General features: G+C 72.8%; 14 protein-coding genes. 5 read left to right on the top strand and 9 right to left on the bottom strand.

Features of this window, described 5'->3' with window-relative positions:
- Position 1: 1 nt before the first annotated feature.
- Positions 2–1,615 (bottom strand): SpoIIE family protein phosphatase, encoded by a 1,614-nt coding sequence (locus QMG73_RS38830; RefSeq protein ID WP_281904046.1) that lies wholly within the window; start codon positions 1,613–1,615, stop codon positions 2–4.
- Positions 1,616–1,700: 85 nt separating this feature from the next.
- On the opposite strand from QMG73_RS38830, the gene QMG73_RS38825 reads away from it, so the two are divergent.
- Both QMG73_RS38825 and QMG73_RS38820 read left to right on the top strand, forming a co-directional pair.
- The gene (locus tag QMG73_RS38825) at positions 1,701–3,161 is read left to right on the top strand and encodes a PAS domain S-box protein (RefSeq protein ID WP_281904044.1); all 1,461 of its coding nucleotides are present in this window, start codon (positions 1,701–1,703) and stop codon (positions 3,159–3,161) included.
- The gene (locus QMG73_RS38820) at positions 3,158–3,547 is read left to right on the top strand and encodes a response regulator (protein WP_281904042.1); all 390 of its coding nucleotides are present in this window, start codon (positions 3,158–3,160) and stop codon (positions 3,545–3,547) included. The genes QMG73_RS38825 and QMG73_RS38820 overlap by 4 nt, the downstream gene beginning before the upstream one ends.
- A 590-nt stretch (positions 3,548–4,137) precedes the next feature.
- Here the strand turns inward: QMG73_RS38820 and QMG73_RS38815 are convergent.
- Together QMG73_RS38815 and QMG73_RS38810 are read right to left on the bottom strand one after the other, a co-directional pair.
- Entirely contained in the window at positions 4,138–4,833 is a 696-nt protein-coding gene (locus QMG73_RS38815) for a class I SAM-dependent methyltransferase (RefSeq protein ID WP_281904040.1), read from the bottom strand.
- On the bottom strand, positions 4,830–6,266 hold the full coding sequence (locus tag QMG73_RS38810) for an ATP-binding protein (protein WP_281904038.1): 1,437 nt from the start codon (positions 6,264–6,266) through the stop codon (positions 4,830–4,832). Before QMG73_RS38810 ends, QMG73_RS38815 begins: the two co-directional genes overlap by 4 nt.
- Before the next feature lie 202 nt (positions 6,267–6,468).
- On the opposite strand from QMG73_RS38810, the gene QMG73_RS38805 reads away from it, so the two are divergent.
- The 3 genes from QMG73_RS38805 (at position 6,469) to QMG73_RS38795 (ending at position 8,402) form a co-directional block, all read left to right on the top strand.
- The gene (locus QMG73_RS38805; protein WP_281904036.1) at positions 6,469–7,461 is read left to right on the top strand and encodes a glycoside hydrolase family 11 protein; all 993 of its coding nucleotides are present in this window, start codon (positions 6,469–6,471) and stop codon (positions 7,459–7,461) included.
- Between the two features lie 81 nt (positions 7,462–7,542).
- The gene (locus QMG73_RS38800) at positions 7,543–7,833 is read left to right on the top strand and encodes a YciI family protein (protein WP_281904034.1); all 291 of its coding nucleotides are present in this window, start codon (positions 7,543–7,545) and stop codon (positions 7,831–7,833) included.
- Between the two features lie 5 nt (positions 7,834–7,838).
- Positions 7,839–8,402, top strand: a complete 564-nt coding sequence (locus tag QMG73_RS38795; RefSeq protein ID WP_281904032.1) for a uridine kinase family protein — start codon at positions 7,839–7,841, stop codon at positions 8,400–8,402.
- Between the two features lie 4 nt (positions 8,403–8,406).
- Here the strand turns inward: QMG73_RS38795 and QMG73_RS38790 are convergent, their stop codons facing one another.
- The 6 genes from QMG73_RS38790 to QMG73_RS38765 form a co-directional block, all read right to left on the bottom strand.
- Positions 8,407–9,849 carry a WD40 repeat domain-containing protein gene (locus QMG73_RS38790; RefSeq protein ID WP_281904030.1) on the bottom strand — a complete coding sequence of 481 codons (1,443 nt, stop codon included), beginning with the start codon at positions 9,847–9,849 and terminating at the stop codon, positions 8,407–8,409.
- Positions 9,846–10,376: a SigE family RNA polymerase sigma factor gene (locus QMG73_RS38785; RefSeq protein WP_281904028.1), complete on the bottom strand. Its 531-nt coding sequence runs from the start codon at positions 10,374–10,376 to the stop codon at positions 9,846–9,848. Before QMG73_RS38785 ends, QMG73_RS38790 begins: the two co-directional genes overlap by 4 nt.
- Before the next feature lie 755 nt (positions 10,377–11,131).
- Positions 11,132–12,352 (bottom strand): ROK family transcriptional regulator, encoded by a 1,221-nt coding sequence (locus QMG73_RS38780; RefSeq protein WP_281904025.1) that lies wholly within the window; start codon positions 12,350–12,352, stop codon positions 11,132–11,134.
- Complete coding sequence (locus QMG73_RS38775) at positions 12,349–13,227, bottom strand: DUF6807 domain-containing protein (RefSeq protein WP_281904023.1); 879 nt, start codon at positions 13,225–13,227, stop codon at positions 12,349–12,351. The genes QMG73_RS38780 and QMG73_RS38775 overlap by 4 nt, the downstream gene beginning before the upstream one ends.
- Before the next feature lie 20 nt (positions 13,228–13,247).
- Positions 13,248–14,123: a DUF6807 domain-containing protein gene (locus QMG73_RS38770; protein WP_281904021.1), complete on the bottom strand. Its 876-nt coding sequence runs from the start codon at positions 14,121–14,123 to the stop codon at positions 13,248–13,250.
- Entirely contained in the window at positions 14,120–15,577 is a 1,458-nt protein-coding gene (locus tag QMG73_RS38765) for a glycoside hydrolase family 43 protein (protein ID WP_281904018.1), read from the bottom strand. Before QMG73_RS38765 ends, QMG73_RS38770 begins: the two co-directional genes overlap by 4 nt.
- Position 15,578: the final 1 nt, after the last annotated feature.

The following is a 15,578-nucleotide window of genomic DNA, read 5'->3' as shown; positions in this document are numbered from 1 at the left end:
CTCACCTCGGCCACAGCACCGCGAGGGTCGCGTCGCCGTCCGGCGGCTCGCCGCCCAGCATCTCGGCGACCAACTGCTCGGCCAGCCGCCGCGCGGCCGGTACAGGCTGCCGCTGGCCGCCCGTGACCAGGCCGAACGCCCGCGCGGCGGCCTGCGCCAGGCGGTGGCCGGCGGTGGGTAGCGGGTCGCGGTGCCGGTCGGTGAGCCCGTCGGTGTAGAGGCACAGCGCCGCATGCGGCGGCATGGTGAGGGTGTCCCCGGCGAACCGGGCCTCGGGGAAGATCCCCAGCGCCGGCCCGCGCCCGGCGAGCGCCAGCACCTGCGGTTCGGCGCTGTGCGGGTCCGCCATCGCGATCAGCGGCACCGGGTGGCCGGCGTTCGCGTAGTGGAGCGCGCCGGTCGCCGGGGAGTAGAGCGCCACCACGGCCGTCGCGAACGTGGTGTCGCGGTAGTTCTGGGCCACGAAGCGGTTCAGCCGGGCCAGTACGCCGACCGGGTCCGGGTCCTCGATGGCGCTGGCCCGCAGCACGGCCCGCACGGACCCCATGACGGCGGCCGCCGGCTGGCTGTGGCCGGCGACCCGCCCCACCGACAGCAGCATCCGGCCGCCGGCCACGGGGAAGCCGTCGTGCCAGTCGCCGCCGATGTCCACCCGGTCCGGCGCGACCCGGTGTACCGCGGCCATGTCGACGCCGGTGACGGCGGGCAGGTCGCTGGGGAGCATCGCCCGGCGGAAGGAGTCGATGACCCGGCGCTCGGTGTACCGCTCCCACTGCTCGCGCAGCACCGCCCGCTCGCGGTCGCGCAGCTCGGTGATGTCCTGCGCGACGCCCCACAGTCCGTGGCGCGGCGCGGCACCGTCCGCGGCCCGGCACGAGACGACGAGTTCGTGCACGATCCCGTCGAGGCCGGCGACGCGCACCTCGACCACCTGCTGCTTTCCGGTGCGCGCGGTCTCCTCGGCGGCGGCCGCGGCGCGGGGCACGTCGTCGGGGTGGACGCGGTGCCACATCTGCTCGCGGGTCACGGTGGTGGCGGGCATCCCGAGCAGGGCGCTCAGGCTGGGCGACAGCGTGATCAGCCCGGTGCGCGGGTCGAGGTCCCAGGTGCCGGAGTGGGTCATCCGCTGCGTCTCGGCCAGCCGGTCCATCAGCTCGGCGAGGGCCTCGCTCTTGGCCAGCAGCTTGGCCTTCAGCGCCTGGCGGTGCCGGTCGGCGAAGTCCTCCTCGCCCGTGCCCGCCGACCCGGGACCCGACAGCAGGGCGTCGACGACCGCGAAGACGGCCTTCGGCCGGGTCGGCTTGAAGATCACGCCCTGTACGCCGCACGCCTTCGCGAGGGGCTGGATCTCTTGCCGGTCGTAGTGCGCGGTGCTGAAGGCGATCGGGATCGTGCTGGTGGGAGGCGCCGCGCGCAGGGTGCGGGCCAGCTCGTACCCGTCCAGCCCCGGCATCAGCACGTCGGTGATCACCGCGTCCGGCAGCTCCCGGCTGGCCAGCGCGAGCGCGCTGTCACCGTCGCCCGCCTCGCGGACCTCGTGTCCCCGGTAGCCGAGCAGGGTACGCAGGAACTCGCGGTTGATCGGGTCGTCGTCGACGACGAGCAGCGTTGCCATCGGGCCCGATGGTAAGGGCGGAATGGCGGGGGCACCCGCACTCGTTGTCCGATCGCCCGGGCTGGCACGCCGTCACCATCTGTGGGTGAACTCCGCGCACGCGCAGCTCGCCGCGATCGTACGGTCGTCGCACGACGCGATCATCAGCAAGACGCTCGACGGCGTGATCGTCACCTGGAACCGCGCCGCCGAGCAGCTCTACGGCTACCGCGCGAGCGACGCCATCGGCCGCCACGCCGAGCTGCTGTACCCGCCCGAGCGCCGCCAGGAGGAGTCGACGATCCTCGGCCGGATCGGCTCCGGCGAGCGGGTGGACCAGTACGTCACCGAGCGCGTGCACCGGGACGGCGGCACGATGACGGTGACGATGAGCGCCTCGCCGATCGTCGACGCCACCGGCGAGATCATCGGGGTGGCCACGATGTCGCGCGACGTCGGCCGGCTGCGCCGCGTCGAGGCGAAGTGGCGGGCGATGCTGGAGGCGGCTCCGGACGCGATCGTCGCCGTCGACGCGACCGGCCGGATCACGCTGGTCAACGCGCAGACCGAGCGGCTGTTCGGGTACCACCGCGAGGAGCTGCTGGGCCAGCTCATGGAGGTACTGGTGCCGGAGCACGCGCGCCACGTACACCCCGGGCACCGCCGCCGGTACCTGCGGGGGCCGAAGCCGCGCCCGATGGGCGCCGGCCTGGAACTGTCGGCGCTGCGCCGCGACGGCACCCAGTTCCCAGCCGAGATCTCGCTGTCCGCGATCGATACCGACGAGGGCGAGCTGGTCGCGGCGGCGATCCGCGACGTGTCCGAGCGCATCCGCTTCGAGCGCCAACTGCGGGAGAAGAACGTCGAGCTGGAGAAGGCGAGCAAGGCCAAGGACGCCTTCCTGGCCAGCATGAGCCACGAGCTGCGCACGCCGCTGAACGCCATCATCGGCTTCACGGGCACGCTGCTGATGGGGATGCCGGGGCCGCTGAACGAGGCGCAGACCCGCCAGCTCCAGCTCGTGGAGACCAGCGGCCAGCACCTGCTGTCACTGATCAACGACCTCCTCGACCTCGCCAAGATCGAATCAGGCAAGGTGGAGATCACCCCGGAACGGATCGACTGCCGCGCGGTGGTCGAAGAGGTCGTACAGTCGATGCGGCCACTCGTCGAGCAGAAGTCACTGGCCCTCAGCATCGAGCTCCCCGCCGAGGAGATCGTCGCCGTCGCCGACCGCCGGGCCCTCGGCCAGATCCTCATCAACCTCGTGCACAACGCCGTCAAGTTCACCACCGACGGCGAGGTGCGCATAAGTCTGACCCGGCCGCGCATCGGCTCGCCATGGACACTGCGGGTCAGCGACACCGGGCCGGGCATCGCGCCCGAGGACCAGGCCCGCATCTTCCGGGCGTTCGAGCGCACCAGCGCCACCCGCCAGCACGGCGACGAGGGCACCGGCCTTGGCCTGTACATCTCGCACAAGCTCGCCGAGCTGATGGGCTTCCAGATCCGGGTGCACAGCGAACCCGGCACCGGCAGCGTCTTCTACCTCACGCTCGCCGCGTGACCGCGGTGGGCGCACGCATCCTCATCGTGGAAGACAACCCGTACAGCTTGGAGCTCATGTCATATTTGCTCCACGCGCACGGGCACGAGGTGCGCAGCGCCCGCACCGGCGTCGAGGCGGTGCGGACCACCGGCGCGGAGCAGCCCGACCTCATCCTGCTCGACCTGCAACTGCCCGACCTCGACGGCTACGAGGTGTTACGCGCGCTGCGCGCCCTGCCGGCGTCGGCCCACATCAAAATCATCGCGGTGACCGCGGTGGCCATGGTCGGCGACCGCGAACGCACGCTCGCGGCCGGCTTCGACCACTACATGGCCAAGCCGATCAACCCACGCACCTTCGTGCGCGAGCTAGACGGCTGGCTCCCCCACGCCCACCACCCCTAGCGCTCGCCCCCGCCCCGCCCGCGCACCCCACGCCGCGCGTTCACCCGCCCGCGTGGCCGCGGCCCGCCGCACTGTCCACGCCGCCGCCGCCCGCCGCGCCAGCGCGCGCCGCTCTCCCCGCCGATCAAGGGCGAATGCACGTGCTTTGATCGCGAAACCGCGTGTATTCGGCCTTGATCCACGCGGATGCCCTTGATCGGCGAGCACCGCGGCGGCTCGCCGCCGCCCGCCGCCACGGCCCGCGCCGCCACGGCCCGCGCCGGCCGCGTCCGCGGCACCCACGACCCGGCGGCCGCGGCGCTCCACGCTCGACGGCGACCGCAGCCACGACGCAGCGACGGCCGCGAGCGAACCACACCGCCTTGAGCTGCCGCGACGGCCGTCGTGCGCTATGCCGTTGCTCCCGCGGCCTCACCGGCCGCGTTCCCACGGCCCACCCCCGGCCGCGGGTACGATGCGGCCGCCCGCGCGGCGTGGTTGGGGACCGCGGAGGGTGAGGCCGCGGGAGCTACGGTCTCGCCCGCGACGAGCGTCGCGGTAGCTCGGAGTCCTTTGATCTTCCGGGTGTTGGCCTCGATGCCGCCCCGCGATCAGAACGGGTGGAAGGCCTCGAAGGCGGGCTCGGTGAGGCGGTCGGGGAGGCGGAACGCCGCGCAGCGGATCACCGGCGCGCCGTCGACGAGCCAGACGCTTCCGCCGGCGAACGCTTCCGGAATCGGCGTCCAGCCCAGGTTTCGCTCGTAGTAGCGGACCGCCGTGCGCACCGAGGGCGTCCACACGTCGTCCATGATGACCAGCCCGCCCGGCCGGACGAGCTTGCGCAGGAAGTACAGGTCGACGAAGACCTCGTGGAAGCGGTGGCTGCCGTCGACGAACGCCGCGTCCGCGACCAGCCCGCCGGTGAGCAGCCGCGGAAGCGCGATCGACGACGGCTCGACCAGCAGTTGGGCGATCGAGTGCAGTCCCGCGTCGCGCATCAGGTCCCAGCCCACGTTGGCGTACGCGGTCTCCTGGAACGGGTCGACGATGACGTGCCGCGGGTTGGGCGGATCGAGCGCGACGAGCGCCTCGCCGATCGCGAGCGCCGAGCTGGCGTACGCGAGGCCGACCTCGACGACGGTCGCGACGCCCTCGGCGATCAGCAGGTCGCGCACCAGGTCGCAGTCGCGCTCGGGCAACGTCACCGTCTCGAAGTCCCGCTCGTGCGGCCGCGTCCACGGTGGACCGTCCGTCGCCAGCCGTCGCCGCACATCCCGGACGCGCGCGATCCGCCCCACCACCCTCACGCCAGCGAGGCGAGCTGGCCGGCCAGGTCGTGCTGGCTGATCGGTGTCGCGGTGACTCCGGTGCGGGCCTCCTGCATCGCCTTGGCCAGCTGCGCGCGGCGCAGCGCCTCCTTGATGTCCGCGCCGGTCATGCCCGTGCTGGCGGTGGCGAGGCCGTCCACGTCGATGTCGTCGGCGAACATCCGGAAGCCGCCCATCTCGTGCCGCGCCATCAGCTGCCGGATCATCTTGGCGATGATCTGTGCCCGCCCGCTGTGATCGGGTCGCGGGATGGCCAGCTTGATGTCGAAGCGACCGGACCGGATCAGCGAGTCGTCGACGCGTTCCGGGAAGTTGGTGGTCGCGACCACGATGACGTTGGGATTGTCCTCGATGAGGTCGTTCATCTCCTGCTTGAAGATGCCGGCCACGGCGTTGATCGCCTGGCTGGCGGCGTCCATGCCGGCGCCGGCGTAGCTGATGATGCTGTCGAACTCGTCGAAGAGCATCACGGTGGGCTCGCGGTAGCGGCGCGCGTCGCGGAAGATCCGCTTGATGTTGCGTTCGGAGCCGCCGAGCCACTTGTCGAGGATCTCGGGCGTGCGGATCTCGCGGAACGTCGCGCCGATCTCGGCGGCCAGCGCGCGGGCGAGCATGGTCTTGCCGGTGCCCGGCGGCCCGTACAGCAGGATGCCCTGCGGGCGGCGCGCTCCCCAGCGGGCCATGACCTGCGGATGCTGGAACGACACCGCGATCTGGCGGAACTGTGCCACGACCGGATCAAGGCCGCCGACGTGGTCAAGCGTCACGCGTTCGGCGGCGCTCGCGGAGGACGCGCCCATCGGGTACGGCGACAGCACGTACTCGCGTTCCGTGCCGGGTCCGGCGATGTCGAGCACCACCCCCAGCATCGCGGCGAGGTGCCGCGGTGACATCCGCGCGACCGGCACCGTCGCGCGCACCGTGACGAGGGGCCCGCCGCCCGCGAACCGGGGCGGGACCCGGTGGTACGTCACGGTGGCGCGGAGGCCGGTCGCCTCGTCGGTGCGCACCACCGAGCGGACCGGCTGCTCCTCCCGAGCCGGCGCGGGAGAACGGCCGATCCAGCGTGACACCTCGGAAACCGCGGCACCGACGCCGTCGACGACCCGGATCGCCCAGTCGTCACCGGCGGCCGCCCGCCGCGCCAGCAGTACGCCGATCGGGTCCCGCCCGAGCACGGCGAAGGCCGGCTGCGGCTCGCGGCCGAGGCGGATCGACGCGTCCAGGTGGCAGGCGGGGTCACCGTCGCGCGCCCCGGTGGAGACGGAAAGCCGCACGGCGCCGCGCAGGATTTCGACGCGCTGGTCGGCGGCGGCACTCATGATCTCGTCGAAGCCGACCACGCCGATCCGGCAACCGGCGTACTCGAAGGTCTCGGTCGCTGGACGCAGACCGTTGTCGGGCAGCGGCATCGTCTCACCTCATCGTGACGGCTCGCACCTGCCCGAAGTGTGACATCCCGGCCACGGGCCGGCCACTCCTCCGCTCCGGAAGATTCGCATCTTACTTCCGAAACCCTTCCGGAAACCGTTGACAACCTGGACAGATCAAATCAATACTGTGCCATCGGCGAACATCAATTGGTTTCGATCGGCTCACGAGAGGAACGCGCAGATGAACGACGCTCCCGACCGCCCTGGGGGTCGCCGGCGCGGTCGCACCAGGATGCTCATCGGCGGCGCCTGTGTCGCGGCGCTGGTGGCGACCGCCGGGATGGTCATGACCGGTACCGCGCACGCCCAGACGGTGACCAGCAACTCCACGGGCACGCACAACGGCTACTTCTACTCGTTCTGGAAAGACAGCGGCAACGTCACCATGAACATGGGTAACGGCGGCCAGTACGACGTCCAGTGGAGCAACATCAACAACTTCGTCGCCGGCAAGGGTTGGAACCCGGGTGCCCGCCGGACGGTGTCGTACTCCGGCACGTTCAACCCGAACGGCAACTCCTACCTGACCCTCTACGGGTGGACGAGGAACCCGCTGATCGAGTACTACATCGTCGACAGCTGGGGAAGCTGGCGGCCACCGGGCTCGGGCCACATGGGCACGGTCACCAGCGACGGCGGCACGTACGACATCTACCGCACGCAGCGGGTCAACCAGCCCTCCATCGAGGGCACGCGGACCTTCTACCAGTACTGGAGCGTGCGGCAGTCGAAGCGTGTCGGCGGCACGATCACGGCCGGCACCCACTTCGACGCCTGGGCCAGCAGGGGCATGAACCTCGGCAACCACGACTACCAGATCATGGCGACCGAGGGCTTCCAGAGCAGCGGCAGCTCCAACATCACCGTCGGCGGCGGTGGCACCAACCCCACGACCGGGAACCCGGGCGGCGGCAGTTGCACGGTCAGCGTCAGCCGCGGCCAGGAGTGGACCGACCGCTTCAACGTGAACCTCTCGGTCAGCGGCACCAACAACTGGGTCGTCCGGATCGCCACGCAGGGCGGCCAGAGCCTGCAGAGCAGCTGGAACGCCTCGATCAGCGGCACCAGCGGCACGCTCACCGCGCGGCCGAACGGCAACGGCAACAACTTCGGCATCACGCTCTACAAGAACGGGAACAACACCACACCCACCGCGACCTGCGGGACAAGTTGACGGCGTGATCGAGGGCACCGTGGCGCGGCGGCCGGCTGGCCGCCGCGCCACACCCGCCGGCGGTACGGCATGATCGGCGGTATGGCCGAGACCTTGCCGACGTTCCTCGTGATCTACCAGTACGTGCCCGACATGGAGCAGCGGCGCACCGAGAGCCGCCCGGCGCACATCGCGTGGCTCAAGGAGCGGGCCGAGGCCGGCCGGCTGATCCTGGCCGGCGCGACGCTCGACCCGGTCGACAGCGCGGTCCTCATCGTCCGCGGCGAAGACATCCTCGCGGTACGGCGGATGCTGCTCGACGACCCGTACGCGGCCGCGAACCTCATCGTCGGCGTGACCGTCCGCCCGATGGGCGTCGCGGTGGGAGCCTGAACCACATGACCGGAGATGTCGCGGTGGAGATCGCAGCCGCGGTTCGCGCACGCGAGCCGGTTGGCGGCATCCGGATCGTCGGGGTCGACGGCCCGAGCGGTTCCGGCAAGAGCCACCTGGCGGCGCGCTTGGCGTCCATACTGGACGCTCCGGTCATCGAGATCGACGACTTCGTCTCGTGGGACTGCTTCGCCGGCTGGTGGCCGCGGTTCGAAGAGCAGGTGCTGGGGCCGCTGCTGGCCGGCCGCGACGCGCGGTTCCAGGCCAGAGACTGGAGCGACTGGTACGGCTCGTCGCTCGGCGAGTGGAAGACCCAGCCGTGGGCGCCGACGGTCATCCTCGAAGGCGTCACCTGCACGCGCCGCGACACCATCGGCCGCATCGCCTACGCCGTCTGGGTCGACGCGCCGGCGGAGCTGCGGCTCGCGCGCGGCATGGCCAGAGACACCACTTTCGCGGGCAAGGACGAGCTGTGGCGGCGGTGGATGGCCGAGGAAGACGAGTTCTTCGCCGCCGACGGCACCCGCGAACGCGCCGACATCATCGTCGACACAGCGTCGTACACCTGACCGGTTAGCGCCGCCCGTGCCGGCGGCGCCAGCCCCACCACCCGATCAGCGCGCCGCCGACCACGATCAGCACGGGCGAGCTGTAGACGGCGACCGGCACGATGATGATCCGGCGCGCCGGGAAGATGTCCGGTTCCTTCGCCTCGCCACCGAAGCGCCCGGCCTCCAGCAGGTCCCGCGCCACGTCCATCGACAGCACGGCGTCCGGCGGATCGATCAGCGTCTCCACCGTATCGTCCGGCCGCAGCGCCACCAGCGAGGCGTCGCCGACCTCCCAGAAGCCGGTGTCGTTCCAGCCGCTCGCGGCCTCCTTGCGCACGCGTTCCTCCGGCCCGTAGGCGACGGCGACCAGGTCGGTGCCCTGGCGCCAGCCCAGCGCCCGTACCGCCATCGCGGTCACGGGCGGCATCGCCGGTCCGGTGGTGTCGGCGCCGCTGCCGGCGTCCAGATAGCCGACCCGCCACTGCCGTGACGCGAGCCGCGCCGTGTCGCAGTCGTTCAGGCAGCCGTCGAGGGACACCGTCGCGATCCGCCGGCCGTCCGCGGTGAACGCGCCGGGACCGGCGAGGTAGCGGCGCTCTCCCAGCTCCGCCGTCCACAGTGTCCCGCCCGTGGCGGCGTCCAGCAGGCGCAACCGCTGGTCGACGGCCACCGCGATCCGGCTCCCGTCGGGGGAGTACGCCGCCAGCGACGCCGTCCGCACGTTGCTGAAATTGTCGAACGGGAGCAGCGGCCGCGTCGCGCCGGTCTTCAGGTCGAGCTGCACCAGGCGGCCGGGCTGGAGGTAGATGCCGGAGACCGGGTCGGCCCGGTCGGAGTCGACCCGGTACAGCTCCGCGAGCACCAGCGCGCCACCGTCGGGCCGCCACGCCACCGGTATCGCGCAGCACTCAGCGCCGGCCGGGCCCTCGTACCGCTTGGTCTTGCCGTTGGTCAGGTCCGTGACCAGGACATACCCGTCGCGCTCGCCGGACAGGTGATCCTGGGCGACGTACCGGCCGTCCGGCGAGAGGATCGAGCCTTCGCCCGCGACCCGCTCGGAGCCGCCGGACAGCAGCATCCGGTACGAGCCGTCGCGCCCGATCACCGCGATCTTGCCCTCGTGGTCGACGGGATCCGGCCCCCGCAACCCGATGCTGTCCCCGCTCACCAGCATGGAGGCGGGACCGCGCGGGTCCTGCCGCACCGTCGCCTGCCACATCCACGGCAGGTACACGGTCGACGGCACCGCGTCGGTGCCGCCGCCGACCTCCATCGGCGCCGGCCGCGCCAGCAGGCCGGGCACCGCGAACAGCACAGCCACAGCGGCCACCGCGACGCCGGCCGCGACCGCGAGCCGGTCCCGGCGCCGCTGCCGCCGCCCGCGCCGCCACAGGTCGTCCCGGGCCGGCGCCGGTGGCATCTGCTCCGCCAGTTCAGCCAGTGCTCGCTCCAGCCGCGCGGTCATCGGCCACCTCCCTCGTTGGGCAGCACGCCGACACCCACGAGGTCGGCCAGTTCGGGGGCGAGCGCGCGGAGCCGGGCCAGCGCGTCGCGGGTCGTGCTCTTCACCGTGGAGACCGAGCAGCCCAGCACGGCGGCCGCCTCGACCTCGGTGCGATCCTCGAAGAACCGCAGCACCAGCACGGCACGCTGCTTCGGCGTGAGCCTGGCGAGAGCCTGCCTGACGACCAGCGCGTCGGCCACACCGGCGGTGCTGTCGGGACCGGCCCGGTCGGGCGAGTCCGCCACCGGTCGCGCGTCGCGCCGGCGGCTGCGCCACAGCGAGACATGCTGGCTGTACATGGTCCGATGCACGTATCCGTCGGGGTCACCGTTCTTGATAACCCGCTCCCAGTGCCGCGCGACCCGCACGAGCGTCATCTGCACCAGGTCCTCAGCACTGTGCCGGTCACCGGTCAGCAGGTAAGCAACCCGCGAGAGCGCGGCGATGCGACCGCCGACATAGGCCCGGAACGACTCTTCTGGACTCAACCGCTGGACACCTCCCTACCGATCCACACGCTCGCACGGGCGGCCACGGGTGGGTCGCTCGTAAGAGATCGAGATACGGGCTACCGCGACGCTCGTCGCGGGCGAGACCGTTGCTCCCGCGGCCTCACCCTCCGCGGTCCCCAACCACGCCGCGGGACGCCGCATCGTACCCGCGGCCGGGGGTGGGCCGTGGGAATGCGGCCGGTGAGGCCGCGGGAGCAACGGCATAGCGCACGACGGCCGTCGCGGCAGCTCAAGGCCGTGTGGTTCGCCCGCGGCCGTCGCTGCGTCGTGGCTGCGGTCGCCGTCGAGCGTGGGTGCCGCGGCCGCCGCGTCGTGGGTGCCGCGTCCGCTGCGTCGTGGGTGCCGGGTCCGCGCCGGCCGCGTCTGCGGCGCCGCGGGCCGTGGCGGCGCGGGCCGTGGCGGCGGGCGGCGGCGAGCCGCCGTGGTGCTCGCCGATCAAGGGCATCCGCGTGGATCAAGGGCAAAGGCACGCGGAAAAGAGATCCAACCGCGTGCGTTCGCCCTTGATCGGCGAAGGAGGGGCGGCCGCGGGCGCGGCCCAGCGCGACCGGCGCCCGGCCAAGCGACGCAGGGCCGCCGCGCGCGACCAGCGCGGCCCGGCACGCCGATCAAGGGCAATCGCATCGATCAAGGCCGAATACACGCGCTTTCGCGATCAAAGCACGTGCATTCGCCCTTGATCGGCGGCCAGAGCGGCGCGCGCGGCGCGCGGCGTGGGCAGTGCGGCGGGGTTAGCGAGCTAGCCAGGTTGTGGGGTGTTGGCGGATTTGGTCGATGGCGGTCAGGGCGGCGCCGATCACCGCCGCGTCCGGGCCCAGCTGCGCCGGCCGGACGGTCAACGGGGCCCACGCGGCCGTCAGGACGCGCTGGTTGAGCTCGGTGCGGACGGTCGCGGTCAGCCACGACGACAGGAGCGAGAACGCGCCGCCCAGCAGCACCGTGTCGATGTCCAGGATGTTGATCGCGTCGGAGAGCGCGATGCCCAGGGCGGTGCCGGCGGTGTCGAGGGCGGCGAGCGTGGCCGGGTCGCCGGCGTCGGCGCGGGTGGTCACGGCCGCGTCGGGGGTGCTGTGCGGGGGGACGGGGTCGTCGCTGAGGATGGCCGGCAGGCTCGCGTATGTCTGGAGGCAGCCGCGCGAGCCGCACGGGCAGGGCTTGCCGTCTGGGTACACGGTGACGTGCCCGAGCTCGCCGCTCCAGCCTCGCACGCCGCGCAGTAACTGTCCATCTAGGACGATGCCGGCGCCGATGCCGAGCCCGCCCGAGACGTACACGAAGCCGCTCAGCGTGTTGTCGCTGGCGTACAGCTCGCCGAGTGCGGCGAGGTTCGCCTCGTTGTCGACGGTGATGGGCAGGTCGAGGTGCCGGGTGGCGCCGCGCAGCAGCGCGCCCGCGTCGACGTTGCGCCAGCCGAGGGCGGGCGCGGAGCGCACCATGCCGGCGTCGACCGGGCCGGGCACGGCAAGGGTGGCGGTGACGACGGTCAGGTCTTCGGCGGCGGTGGCCTCGATGGCGGTGCCGGCCATGCGCGCCAGCTCGGCGAGCACCGCCGGCGCGCCCCGATCGTCGTATGTGGACGGTGCGAAAGCCAGGTGCCGCACGGTACCCGTGAGGTCGACGACGCAGGCCGCGAGGCCGTCGGAGCGGATGTCGAGCCCCAGGCCGGCCGGTCCTTCGTCCGAGATGGACAGACCGACGCGCGGGCGCCCGGCGCGGCCGTCGTGGGTGAGGCCGGACTCGGTGATGAGCTTGCCGGCGAGCAGTTCGTCGACGATGCGGCTGATCGTGGGGCGGGTCAGGCCGGTGCCTGCGGCCAGCTCGGTGCGCGAGATGGGCACCGGCGCGGCCAGGATGTGCCGGAACACCAGCTCGAGGTTGATGCTTCGCAGCCCCTCCTGCCGCACCGGCTCGGTGGCCTGGCGGGTGCTGCTGGGCCGGACCAGCCCGGTCACGGGGCTCGCCCGGCGGCGGCGACCAGCTCGGCGGCGGCCTCGGTGGAGAGGGCGCCGTCGGCGATGACGGCGACGACGCGCCGGGCGATGGTTTCGCCGGGCGCCAGCACCAGCGGCTCGTCCCAGGTGAGCGACGAGCAGACGCCGATGTAGTCGCGTGCGCGCACGAACCACCTGTCGCGCGCGGTGGTCTCGTCTCCGGGGGCGAAGAGCATGGTCCAGGCGTCGCCGGTGACCGCCACCCACGCGGCGGCGCTGCCGTGTACCGCTGGCACGTCCGCCCCGGCGGCGCTGAACACCCGCGCGGTGCCCGCGAGAGCCGGACCCCGCCAGAAGACGCCGCCGTATCCGGCGCCGACCCGGCCGTGCGCGGCGGGGCTGCGGACCGGCAGCGGCCGGTCGAGCGCGTTGGTGAGCTCGGTGCGCACCGCGAGGGCCCACGCGGTACCGGTGACCGGCCAGCAGCTGATCGACCGCTCCTCGCGCAGCAGCGGTGTGTGATGGGCGCCGGTCCACAGCAGAGTGTGCGCCAGCTCGGTGTCGGTGCGGCGCAGCCAGCGCTGGTGCGCCTGCGTGCCGTGGTTGTCGAGCCAGGCCGGTCCGTGACCGGCGATGAACGTGCGCCCGCCCCAGAAGTTGTGCCCGTCGACGTCGGGCGCGGCGACGCTGATGCCGAACTGGTGCGGGTGCGAGTCGGGCGCGGCGTCGGTGACGGCGGCGCCGGCGAACGTGCGCACCGGATGCAGGTACGGCCGCGGCGAACTGCCCAGCGGGACCTCCGGCTGCCACACGTAGCGCGCGACCTCCTGCCCGCGCAGGCGCAGCACGGCGGTGCCGCGTGGCTGCTCGACGACCACGGACCGCGGTGCTGTCATCGTTGCCTCGCCGCCTCTCATCACCCGGCCCCCGCGCCCGCCAGGACCGCGCCAGCGAGGTCGGCGGCTTGACCGGAGCGTAGCCTGCCGTCGGCGACGACGGTGAGGATCCGGCGGTGGACGCGCCCGCCGGCGGCGACGACCAGCGGCTGGTCCCAGGCCAGCGACGAGCCGACGCCGGCGTAGTCGCGACTGCGCACGAACCACAGGTCGCTCCGCTGCGCCGGCGCGACCGGTACGAAGACAAGGGTCCACGGGTCGGTGCTGGTGCCGGTCAGCGCCAGCCACGGCGACCGCCGCCCGTGCAGGTGCCGCTCCCCCGTGCGCTCCGGGCCCAGGACGTGGATGCGCTGGTGGCCGCGCCGGGCCCGCCAGAAGAATCCGCCGTACCCGGCACCCGAGCGCCCGTTGGTCGCCGGGCTGGCGAACGTGAGTGGTCCGGCGGTGACGTTCGTCAGGGCGAACTCGAAGTCCAGCGCCCACGCCTGCTCGCCGGCGGGGCGCACGGCGATGCTGCGGCGCTCCCGCAGCAGGTCGTTGCCCGCCGGGCCGATCCAGCGCAGCTCGTGGGTGAGGTCGCCGCTGGTGCGGCGGGTCCAGTCGTGGTGTCGCTGGACGCCGTGGTTGGGCAGGCGCACCGAGCCGCGGCCGCGCACGAACGTGCGCCCGCCCCAGAAGTTGGCACCGTCCACATCGGCGACCGCGACGCTGACGCCCAGGTGGTGCAGGTGGTCGTCGGGCATCAGCTCGGTGACCTCGGTGCCGCCCAGCGTCCGCACCGGGTGCAGGTAGGGGCGCGGCGAGACGTCCGCGGGCAGTTGGGGGCGCCACACGTACTCGGCGACCGCGTGCCCGTCGAGGCGCAGGCTCAGCGCGCCGCGGAGGGTACGCGTCATGCGCTGATCCGGGGATCGGCGAAGTCGGCGGTGCCGCCGTCGCCGGTGGCGAAGATGCCGAGGGTGGCGCCGACCCACCTCCCACCGGTGGCCTGGAACGGCGGCCCGACCGGCTCGCCGCCCGCGCGGAACTGGCACGTCCCGTCCGGGTACACGTCGACGCCAAGGGTCACCGGCGTGTCCACAGTGGTCGCTGAGACGGTGTCCACCTCGGACTCGCCCTCCCTCGCCACCCGGCACACCAGCCGGTCACCGTCAGCGGTCCGGACGGCGCCGACCCAGGCGTAGGTGGCGCCGAGCACGGTCAGGCCGGCCCGCGTGCCCGCTGAGGCGCCGGTCAGTTGCAACGTGACGGTCGCGCGGAACCGGTCGGACGGGAGCCGCCGGCCGAGCACGTTGGGCAGCGCACGCAGGTCGTCGCCGCCGGGCACGCAGGCGAGCCGGAAGCCGCCGCCAGGCAGGGCCTCTGACCAATGGGGCTCGGGGTTGGCGGACCAGGTCCACTGGAGACGGTCGTCCGGTGGCGCGACGCGCGGGTCGGCCACCGCTGGTTTCGCGTGCTGGGCCACCGGTTCGCCGCCCGCACCCATCTCCGGCCACCCGTCGGCGCCCCACCGCATCGGTTGCAGGTGGACGATCCGCCCGAACGGGCCCCGGTCCTGGAAGTGCAGGAACCAGTCCTCGCCCTTCGGGGTGGTGACCCAGGCGCCCTGGTGCGGCCCGTTGACCTCGGTGCCGCCCTGCGCGAGCACGATCCGGTCCTCGTACGGCCCGAAGGCGTGCCGGGACCGGAACACCGACTGCCATCCCGTGGCGACCCCACCGGCCGGTGCGAAGATCCAGTACCAGCCGTCTCGCTTGTACCACTTCGGACCTTCGAGGGTGCGGTACCCCGGCAGGGCGTCCCCGTCGACGACGTCGCGGCCCTCGTCGAGCAGCTCGGTGGCGTCGGGGCGCATGCGGTGGGCGGTGAGCTTGTTGTTGACGCCGGCCCGGCTCTTGGCCCAGCCGTGCACCAGGTACGCCGAGCCGTCGTCATCCCACAGTGGACACGGGTCGATCAGCCCGCGCCCGCCCTTGAGCAGCCGGGGCGGGCTCCAGGGGCCGGCCGGGTCGGTGGCGGTCACCACGAAGATGCCCCGATCGGGGTCGGGGTAGACGATCCAGAACAGCCCGTCGTGGTGACGCAGGGCCGGCGCCCACACGCCGCACCCCCACTGCGGCGTACGGAACTCCTCCACCGGCTCCAGCCGCTCCAGCGCGTACCCGATGACCGACCAGGTCACCAGGTCACGGCTGTGCAGGACGGGCAGCCCCGGTACCCGGTGAAAGCTGGACGCGACCAGGTAGAAGTCGTCACCGACCCGGATCGCGTCGGGGTCGGACCAGTCGGCGTGCAGGATCGGGTTGCGGTACGTGCCGTCGCCGTTGTCGGCGACCCACGGCGCTGTCATC

The sequence above is a fragment of the Phytohabitans aurantiacus genome (genome assembly GCF_027923225.1).
GTDB lineage: Bacteria > Actinomycetota > Actinomycetes > Mycobacteriales > Micromonosporaceae > Phytohabitans > Phytohabitans aurantiacus.
The sequence above is the reverse complement of the archived record's forward strand: the minus strand, read 5'-3'. Positions and strand labels throughout refer to the sequence as shown.